Source organism: Pseudoduganella sp. RAF53_2 (assembly GCF_052113985.1).
Classification (GTDB): Bacteria; Pseudomonadota; Gammaproteobacteria; order Burkholderiales; family Burkholderiaceae_D; genus Rugamonas.
The window spans coordinates 1-9,302 of record NZ_JBFRDW010000181.1 but is presented as its reverse complement, the minus strand read 5'-3'; the positions used below and the strand labels follow the sequence as shown (position 1 = coordinate 9,302).

Annotated in this window: 7 protein-coding genes; 3 read left to right on the top strand and 4 right to left on the bottom strand. The window is 61.2% G+C overall.

Annotation, left to right across the window (positions count from 1 at the left end):
* The 4 genes from AB4Z11_RS12865 to AB4Z11_RS12850 all read right to left on the bottom strand — a co-directional run.
* A partial coding sequence (locus tag AB4Z11_RS12865) for a sugar-binding domain-containing protein (RefSeq protein ID WP_442025642.1) occupies window positions 1-472 on the bottom strand: 472 nt, incomplete at its 3' end.
* A 2-nt stretch (window positions 473-474) separates the two neighbouring features.
* Complete coding sequence (locus tag AB4Z11_RS12860) at window positions 475-3,537, bottom strand: GDSL-type esterase/lipase family protein (protein WP_442025641.1); 3,063 nt, start codon at window positions 3,535-3,537, stop codon at window positions 475-477.
* On the bottom strand, window positions 3,534-5,858 hold the full coding sequence (locus AB4Z11_RS12855; RefSeq protein ID WP_442025640.1) for a glycoside hydrolase family 2 TIM barrel-domain containing protein: 2,325 nt from the start codon (window positions 5,856-5,858) through the stop codon (window positions 3,534-3,536). The genes AB4Z11_RS12860 and AB4Z11_RS12855 overlap by 4 nt, the downstream gene beginning before the upstream one ends.
* A gap of 3 nt (window positions 5,859-5,861) precedes the next feature.
* Window positions 5,862-7,055 carry a DUF4861 family protein gene (locus AB4Z11_RS12850; RefSeq protein WP_442025639.1) on the bottom strand — a complete coding sequence of 398 codons (1,194 nt, stop codon included), beginning with the start codon at window positions 7,053-7,055 and terminating at the stop codon, window positions 5,862-5,864.
* Between the two features lie 163 nt (window positions 7,056-7,218).
* Here AB4Z11_RS12850 and AB4Z11_RS12845 point away from each other — a divergent pair, with 163 nt between their 5' ends.
* From AB4Z11_RS12845 to AB4Z11_RS12835, 3 genes are all read left to right on the top strand, one after another.
* Window positions 7,219-7,821, top strand: coding sequence for a hypothetical protein (locus AB4Z11_RS12845; RefSeq protein ID WP_442025638.1), 603 nt, complete (start codon window positions 7,219-7,221; stop codon window positions 7,819-7,821).
* A 20-nt stretch (window positions 7,822-7,841) separates the two neighbouring features.
* Complete coding sequence (gene dusA, locus AB4Z11_RS12840; protein ID WP_442025637.1) at window positions 7,842-8,846, top strand: tRNA dihydrouridine(20/20a) synthase DusA; 1,005 nt, start codon at window positions 7,842-7,844, stop codon at window positions 8,844-8,846.
* Between the two features lie 315 nt (window positions 8,847-9,161).
* A partial coding sequence (locus tag AB4Z11_RS12835; protein ID WP_442025643.1) for an MCP four helix bundle domain-containing protein occupies window positions 9,162-9,302 on the top strand: 141 nt, incomplete at its 3' end.

Below are 9,302 nucleotides of genomic sequence, written 5' to 3'. Positions count from 1 at the left end.
CTTTCTCGTGATAGTCCCAGGCATTGTCGGTGCGGACGGCGATGACGTTGTCGCCGGCTTTGGCTGCATTGCTGATGTCCACACCGAATGCGTTGATGCCGTTTTCGCTCAGGATCAGCGATTTGCCGTTGACGAAAACTTCGCCAGCCTGCCGCACGCCCTCGAATTCGAGAAGGACTTTGCCGTTCAATGCTCCGGCGGGCAGGCGGAAATGCTTGCGATACCAGGCGATGCCGGTGCTGAGGTCTGCGATATCTTTCTTGAACGCGTCATCCTCATTCCAGGCACGGGGCAGGGTGACGGGCTTCCACGCTGAGTCGTCGAAGCCGGGCTGGCTGGCCCCGGCCGGGTCGCCGACGAACAGGCGCCAGCCAGGGTTGAAGTCGTAGGCGGCGCGCTGCGCGGGGGCTGCGTGTGCAGCGGTGGCGCAGGCGGCGAACAGCGCTGCGGCAGGGAGGTAGTAAAGGTTCATGGTCATTTGAGTACGGTTGGCAGCAGCGCTTCCAGTTCGGCCGCCCAGGTGGCGTAGCCTTCTCCCGTCAAATGCAGCTTGTCGCGGCTCAGGCCTTTCCAGTTATCGCCTTCGGGCGTGAATTTCGATGCGAGGTCGAGATAGAACACTTTTCTGTTGTCGGCCAGCGGTGTAAGCAGCTTGTTTGTTGCCGCCATTTTCTCGGTTGCACGGGCGTTGGGAAGGATGCTGCACAGGACGACCTTCACACCGGGGAATTTGCTTTGTGTGGCGGCTACCACCGCGCTCACACCGGCGGCAATTTCTTCCGGCGTCTCGCTGGTGTTGTTGGTGCCGATCATGATTACCGCGACTTTCGGCTTCAGGAAGGAAAGGTCGAAATGCTGCAGGCGCCACAGCACGTGCTGGGTTCTGTCTGCGCCCAGGCCGAAGTCGAAGGCGCGCTCTTCGAATTTCTGCTTCCATACTTCGGTGCCTGCGCCCCAGCGCCATTGTTCGGTGATCGAGTCGCCAATGAAGATGAGGTCTGCCGTTTTGCCCTGGCGCGCAGCCAGATAGTCGGCGAAGTAGGTCTGGTAATTCAGGTGCGAATCGTAGTTCTGCGAGCTGGGCGTGGTGGACACCGGTCCCGAAGATTGCAGGCGCGCGACGGTGGCGTTGGACGCGGCGAACACGGTGCCATGGCGCATGCGCTGGGCCGTGCCTTCGTCCGGAAAGTGCATCTTGTCGCTGACGTTTTCCCAGCTGACCAGATCACGCGAGCGCATGGCGCCATAGTGCTTGTCCTTGTAGGCGTCGAAGTAGATCAGGTATGCATTGCCTGCTTTGATTGCAGTCGGTCCTTCGGCCCATACGCCTTGCGGTGTAAAGGGCTTGCCCAACTTGCCGAAGGGGCCTTGCAGGTCGGGCGCGTTGGCCAGTTGCAGGTATTTGTGGGCCGGAACACGAGTTTCGTCTTTGACGAGCAGATAGTTGTGGCCATCCGCGCGCAGGAAGGTGGCGTCGATGACGCTGAAGCCGGGATCGTAGAACAGCTTTGTCGGCGCGAAGCTGACGAAGTCTTTCGTGGTCGTGTAGTAGATGCGGTGGTTGTATTTGCCTTCAGGCGAGTCTTTCGGCGTTGGATATTTGCCTTCGATGGTGGAGGACCAGAAGATCAGGAATTCGCCGCGCTTTTCGTCGTAAGCGACTTCGGGCGCCCAGGCATTCAGCACGCCTTTTTCCTGCGCCATCACGGGCAGTTCCTGCTGCGCGGACCAGTTGATCAGGTCTTTCGAAGATGCGTAGCCGATGCCGCTATCGTTCCAGCCGGAAGTCCAGACCATGTGCCAGATGCCGTCCGGGCCGCGCACGATGCAGGGATCGCGCATCAATCTGGATTTGCCGACTTGCGGCGTCAGGAAGCTGCGGCCGTTGGCGACTTTGTCCCAGTGGTAGGCGTCGGTGCTGGTGGCGAAGTGCAGGCCGTCTTCTCCGTTGCCGGTGAAGTAGGCGAACAGCCAGGCTTCTGCTGCGTTGGCGTCGTCACCCAGCGGTCGTTGCGTGGTGGCGTTGGGACTGGCGGGAACGGCGAATTTTTCTGCGAGATCGGGATGTCCCGGATCTAGTGCCGGAACGCTGTCGTCGATATAGCGTGCAACCGGCAGCCCGGCTTCGCGGATGCCCTTGATGACCAGCTTGGCCAACTCGTAGCTGCCGTAGCTGTTGTGATGGGTGTTGTCGATCTTTCCGGGTGAAGGTTCGGCGAAGGCGAGCTTGGAACGTTCAGGTCCGAGCGCTTCGTAGAACGGTTTGCTCATGGCGTTCAGATCGATGAACGGGATATGCAGTTCGTCGGCCGATTGGTGCGCGGCGGTGGCGTAGTCAATCAGTGAGGGAACGATCTTGCCGTTGGCGTCGAAGGCGCGCCGTTCCATGGACGAGACGATGACGGGGATGCCGCCCCGCACGCGGATTTGTTCGGCGTGGACGCGGATTTCGTTTTTGTAGGTCGTGAACGGGCCGCCTTTGCCTTCCTTGATTTGCTTCTGGTCGTTGTGGCCGAATTGCATGAGCACCGTGTCGCCGGTCTGCAGCAGGCTGAGGATCTTGTTCAGGCGCAGGCGGTTGATGGAGTCGCGGTAGGTTTCGCCGGACTCGCCGTGATTGGCCACGGCCACGCCTGGCTTGAAGAAGCGGGGCAGCATCTGGCCCCAGCTGTTGTAGGGTTCCTGTGGCTGGTCACAGACGGTGGAGTCGCCGAGCAGGTAGATCGTTGGCACGTGCGCGGGCTTGATGTCGATGGATTGCACCGACGGGTTGTTGCCATTGAATTCGAGCGTCAGGCGATTGTCCCAGGCCCAGGCTTCCTGCACGGTTTCGCGCGGGGCTTTCAGTTTGACTTCGCCTGAGGGGATGTTGTTGGTTGCGGTGATATGCGGGGTACGGATGTTGACCGTAAATGTGCGTGTCAGCGTTTGGCCTGCTGCGGTCTGGACGTTTTCCAGCATCAGCCGGCGCAGCTCGGCCTTCACTGTCGTTGTCGCTGCGACAGGGCCTCCGAGTTTTACCGTTACTTCGTAGTTGCCTTCGGGGAGGTCGGCAGAGAAGTAGAATGGCTTGCCGTCATGCGGGGCGGCGCCGGGTTCGAATCCGAATCCGCGGTCGGTGGTGTAAGTCATGCTCGGCAGAACGGCTGTGCGGCCTGCCGCTGCATGGCCAGTGGCGGCCGAGACGAGGTCAAAGTGCCAGGTGTCCGTCACCGGCGCCGCATACGCACTCGCAGCGCTCATGACGGCCAGGAAGGCGATCGCACCACGCCACGGGAACCGCGCCGCGCTGCTCCGGGCGGCCAGGTTGGCGCTTGCACCTGGCGGTGCGGACGACGCTGCCATGCATGCGGTGCGAAGGACGGCTGGGATGTCGATCGCGCGAAGCGACGCGAATCGCGCTGCGGTGCGGGTGACATGCGGCGCGTGGGCGGCCGTGGCGGCTGCGGTCGGTGGGGCGATGGCGGCGCTGGCCATACTGGGCGCGTCGCGGTGGGGCGGGTGGGGCACGGCGGCTGAGACGCGGCGGAGTGTCATGGCTTCTTCCCTGTGGGGATGTTGATGCTGGCGTCGGCGATGCCGGGGGCGGCGGCTTTGAGGGTGATGGCGCCGCCGGCGGCGCTGGCTTTGACGATGGCGAGGCAGCGACCGTATTGCGGCTTGCACTGCGTGGACTGGTAGGCCTCGTGGCTGGTGTTGTTGCCGCTGTCGACGGCGGCCAGCACGCCGGGGCCGTTGATGCTGAAGGTGATAGGTGCGGTGGCGTTCGGGTTCGGGATGCCGTTGGCGTCGACCACTTGCGCCCAGACGAAGGCGGCATCGTCGAAGTCCGGCGTCAACGCTGGTCGGCTGGAGGACAGTGCGATGCGCGCCGGAGCGCCGGCGGTTTTCAGCTCGTCGACCGCCACTTCCTTGCCGCTGTTGCGGGCCACCGCGCGCAAGGTGCCGGGAGCGAAAGTGACGTCCCAGCCGCGCGGGCTGTCGTTCTTTGGCTTGGGCTTGGCGCCGAGCGAAGTCCCATTCAGGAACAGTTCCACTTCGTCGGCATTGCTGTACACCTCCACCTTGGCGTCGTCGTAGGTCTGCATGTCGGTCGGCGTCCAGTCGGCGCGCCAGCTGCCGACGCCGCCGTTGTCCTGCTTGCGGACGATGTGCACGACCGGCTTCAACGACCACCAGCTCTGGCGCTGATAGCCGCGCGGCTTCCAGTTGCCGGCGCGGTCGAACAGGCCCTGGTCGTACGTAGTCATTGGCCAATCAGCCTCGCCCAGATAATCGAAGCCAACCCAGATGAACTGCCCGGACATGAAGGCGTTATCGCGCAAGGCCAGCCAGGCCGACAGCGCGTGATTGTTCTCGGTGCCGAGCACCTTGCGCTTCGGATTGGCCTTGTGCGCCGCCACTAGTTCGTTTTCGCGGTAGTTCTGGCCGACGATATCCATCATGTCGGCAAAGCCGTTCTCATACACCTTGGACAATCCAGGGCGGAACAGTGCCATGGTCACKGGCCGCGTCGGGTCCAGCTGATGCGCCAGATCCTGCTGCTGCTTGTATTTGCGGAAGCCTTCAGGATTATTCAGATTGTCATGAATCTCATTGCCGACGCTGTATAAAATCACGCTCGGATGATTGCGGTCGCGCAGGATTATGGCGCGCGTGTCGGCTTCCCACCAATCGGTGAACAGGCGGTTGTAGCCTTGCTCGGCATGCTGTTTGGCCTCGTTCCAGGTGTCGAAGTTTTCGTCCATGACCAGGAAGCCCATCTGGTCGGCGAGGTCGAGGAATTCCGGTGCGACCGGATTGTGGGCAGTGCGGATGGCGTTCACGCCCATTTCGCGCAGCAGCTCGAAACGGCGGCGCCACGCATCCAGCGGCACGGCAGCACCCAGCGCGCCTGCGTCGTGGTGCAGACAGACGCCTTTGATCTTGAGGTTCACGCCGTTCAGCCAGAAGCCCGTGTCGGCATCGAACTTGAAATCGCGGATGCCGAAGGTCGTGGTCTGCTCGTCCAGTACGGTGCTGCCCTGGCGCAGCGTGGCCACGGCGCGGTACAGCGCAGGCGTTTCGATGGACCAGCGCTGCGGCGCAGCCACCGCGATGTCCTGCGCCATGACGGCAGACTGTCCGGCGCCGATGGCTTGGCGCGATTCGGAAGTCTGTACTGCTTTGCCGCYCGGGTCGTAGATCGTGACCTGCAGCGTGTACTCGCCGCCCGCACCTGATTTGTTGCGCACGTCCGATTGCAGATGCACACGCGCGCTATCGGCGGATAGTTCCGGCGTGGTGACGAACACGCCGCCTTCGCCGAACTGCACGGCCTCGGTGCTGACCAGGCGCACGTGGCGATAAATGCCGGAGCCGGTGTAGTAGCGCGATGCCGGCTGCACTGAGTTGTCCGCGCGAACGGCAATCGTATTCACCTGGCCCTTGCCGAACTTGAGATTGCCGGTGAGGTCGTAGCTGAAGCTGCTGTAGCCGTAAGGGCGCTTGCCCAGCAGCTTACCGTTGATCCAGACTTCGCTGTTGGCCATCACACCGTCGAATTCGATGCGCACGCGGCGCTTGGCATCGGTGGCAGGCAGCGTGAATTGCTTGCGATACCAGCCCACGCCCGCAGGCAGATAGCCGCCGCCGCGGCCGACGGGACTGGCCTGATCGTACGGACCTTCGATGCTCCAGTCATGCGGCACGGAGAGCTTGCGCCACCTGGCGTCGTTGAAGCCTGGTTGTTCGGCGCCTTTCGCTTCAGCTTTGAGGAAGCGCCAGTCGGCGTCGAAGTTCAAGGTCTGGCGGCCGTCGGCCAGGGCGTGGGAAGAGAAGACGGCAGCCAGCAGGGCCGCAAGCAGTCTGGTTTTCATCGTTTATTGGCTGGACAGGTTGATCTTCAAAGGCAAGCGGACACGCGCGGTTTCGGCGGCGATGTATTTGTCCCACTCCGCTTTGCTGGCGAACTCCCCGCCGCGCGTCCACGCGGCGCCAACGTAGTAGCGCAGTGCTTTGCCGGATACGACCGGCGCGGTGATCAGCTCATTCAGCGAATCATCCGCATAGCCTGATGCCGTCGGCAAAATCACGGCGACGCCAAAGGCGCCGTTACTCTTCTGCTCCACCCACTGACTTAGGGAGCCGGCTGCGCGGCCGGGCGTGACGACAGGCGACTGGCCTTTGTCGGTCGGGTCCTTGTTCAGGCCCACGGCGGCGGTCAGCTGCGCGGGGCCGCTGAAGGTAAAGGTGCTGTCGATCTGGTCGAGATAGTGGCCGGCATCGACAGTGAAACGTTTAACCTCGGAGACGCGAAAACCGCCTGCATCCCAGCCTTCGTACGACAGCTCGAAGATGGCGCGCACCGGACCATTGGCCAGCACCTTCCAGGCAGCGTAGTTGCGGCCTGTGTAAAGCTGCTTGCCATCCCAGATGCCGACACCACCGGCGCCGCGCGAACGGCCCACGTTGTACATGTCCATGCCTTCACCCTCGTCCTTGTGATAATGGTCATGGCCCTTGTTGTACCAGCGGTCGACGATGGGATAGTCCACGCGCTTGAACCAGATATCGAGGCCGCTGGTGACCAGCACCTCCTTGCCGCTGCCCGGCGCGGCGGGAGCGGCGAGGGCAGGGCCGTAGGTACGGTGGCCGACCTTGTCGTTCTCCCATGCGAAATCGTCCAGGCGCTCCGGCACGTAGCGGGCGAACACTTTGGACGGGAAGGGCGGCGTCAGCGCATCGCTCTTTTCGACGGTGAAGGTGGCGCTGTGCTCACCGGCCGCGAAGTCGTGCTGGAAAATCAGCTCGCCGTAAGCGATGCCTTTGCCCTGGGGGTCTTTCGCCTCCGGCAGTACGTTAGTGACTTGATAAGGCAACGGCTTGCCCGCCGCGTCGCGCACGACGATGTGCTGGAGCATGGCGCCGGGCAGGGCACGGTTCACCTCCGCCCAGGGCACGGTGATGGTTTCGGCAGGACGGGCCTGCGCAAGGTCATGACTGGCGGTGATGGTCAAACGATCAGCAGCTTGAGCGCTGCCGATGGCCGCGAGGGCGAGGAAGATGGCTTTCATCCGGTTGTCTCTTTGTTGTAATCATAGAAGCGTTTCGAGTATTGAATTTCATGCATGGACAGTCAACGGAGAAGCATGCATTAATCATGTAAATGAGCAGAAACACGCCCCGGACAGCTGCCTGTATAATATGCAGCCCAATCGTGGGACATTGGAGTCTTAAGTGAAATCAATTCTCTTTGCGGCCAGCCTGGCCATCGGTACTGCGGCCTGGGCCGCTCCCGCAGCACAGAAAGCACCCGCGGCGCCCGTAGCGCCAGTCGCTGTGCAGACGCGTGACGTGCCGGTCAACCAGTTCATGCAGGGCCGCCTGCCGCTGCCGATCGCGCTGAATATTCCAGTGCCGGCGGAGTACGAGCAGTCCAAAGTGAAGAGAATCGGCTACTCCTTCTGGATGCGCCCGGCCGATGCCGCAACGGCCACCGCCGAGAACCTGCCGAACCGTAATGGCTATATGTATGGTTCGACCGCGACCAATGTCACGTATGACGCGCGCCACCATGTTTTCTATGGCATCGACGATCCGGGTTCGATCAACAAGCTGAAGACGGCGGCCACCAATATCGACGTCAAACAGTTCAAGGATGCCAAAAATCCGGCTGTGATGCTGTCCATGACCAGCGGCACCACGGGCCAGCGCGCCTACTTCATGTATATGGCGACCGGCGTGAAGAACGATGTCTTCTTCCTGTCCTTCCGCGCCCCGGACGGCCGCCCGGATATCGGCGAAGCCGTATGGGCCAAGCTGGCCGCCGCCATTAAATAAGCAAGAACGCATTACTCAGCATGACCGACAATAGCATCGCCCCAACCGGCCGCAAAATCAGCGTTGCCCCCATGATGGACTGGACGGACCGTCACTGCCGTCACTTCCACCGCATCATCTCCCAGCACACCTGGCTGTACACGGAGATGGTGACCACGGGCGCCCTGGTGTATGGCGATGTGGAACGCCATCTGCGCTTCAATGAGGAAGAGCATCCCGTTGCCTTGCAGCTGGGCGGCTCCGATCCCGCCGATCTGGCCACCAGCGCCAGGCTGGGCGAGAAGTGGGGCTATGACGAGATCAATCTGAATTGCGGCTGCCCGTCCGAGCGCGTGCAGAAGGGCGCTTTCGGCGCCTGCCTGATGTCCGAACCGGAGCTGGTGCGCGATTGCGTGAAGGCCATGAAGGATGCGGTGGACATCGACGTCACCGTCAAGCACCGCATCGGCATCGACTATGAAGAGAGCTACGATTTCGTGCGCGACTTCGTGGGCACAGTGGCGGAAGCCGGCTGCACGACGTTCATCGTCCACGCCCGCAATGCGATCCTGAAAGGCCTGTCGCCCAAGGAGAACCGCGAGATCCCGCCGCTCAAATATGAATACGCCTATCAATTGAAGAAGGATTTCCCGCAATTCGAAATCCTGATCAATGGGGGCATCAAGACTGTCGAGGAAATCGACGAGCACTTGCAATACGTGGACGGCGTGATGCTGGGCCGCGAGGCGTACCACAATCCTTATCTGATGGCGTCCTTCGACCAGCGCTACTACGACAGCAGCGCCCCGCAGAAATCGCGGGAAGAAGTGCTGCGCGCCATGATTCCTTATATTGCTGCGCAACTGGCAGCCGATGGCCCCAAGGGCTTAAAGCTGAACAGTATTACCCGTCACATGCTGGGCCTGCTGGCCGGCATGCCGGGCGCACGCCAATTCCGGCAGACTTTGTCGGATTCCAGAAAGCTCGCCGCCGGCGATCCACAGCTGTTGCTGGAAGCCCTCAACCGGACCCCGCTTGCCGCTTGAGTTCAGAAGTTCATTCGGTGCAACACTATTTGCACCGAAGAAATAATGTTTGCGTAGTTTTTAAGCAGATTCTGCTTGCCTTGCGGCAAGACACGCAATTATAATTTCTTGATATCCACATAACTTCAACCGTTTAACAATGTGTTTTGCGGTCGAAATACGACAGGTTTCTGCTCTTGGCGAATGCTTCTTTTGCATTCGCAGTCATTGTTTGCTACTGTGGATACTTGCGTAGCAGCAAGGGTCAGTGGGTGCAGACAACATCGCATCCCTGTTCAATCTACAACGTTTGCCATTAATAAATAAAGAGCCGAAATGAATTTGAGCAAAATGAAAGTGGGGACTCGTCTGGGTCTTGGATTTGCACTGGTACTGGCGTTCCTGGTAGCAGTCACTGTCGTGGGTATCTTCCGGATGGCTCAGATCCAGGACCGCCTGGATCACGTTGTGAGTGTG

Bases quoted from the DNA above. Each gene is read 5' to 3' on its own strand.
- AB4Z11_RS12860 (WP_442025641.1), bottom strand. From the start codon at position 3,537: ATGACACTCCGCCGCGTCTCAGCCGCCGTGCCCCACCCGCCCCACCGC.
- AB4Z11_RS12850 (WP_442025639.1), bottom strand. From the start codon at position 7,055: ATGAAAGCCATCTTCCTCGCCCTCGCGGCCATCGGCAGCGCTCAAGCT.
- dusA (WP_442025637.1), top strand. From the start codon at position 7,842: ATGACCGACAATAGCATCGCCCCAACCGGCCGCAAAATCAGCGTTGCC.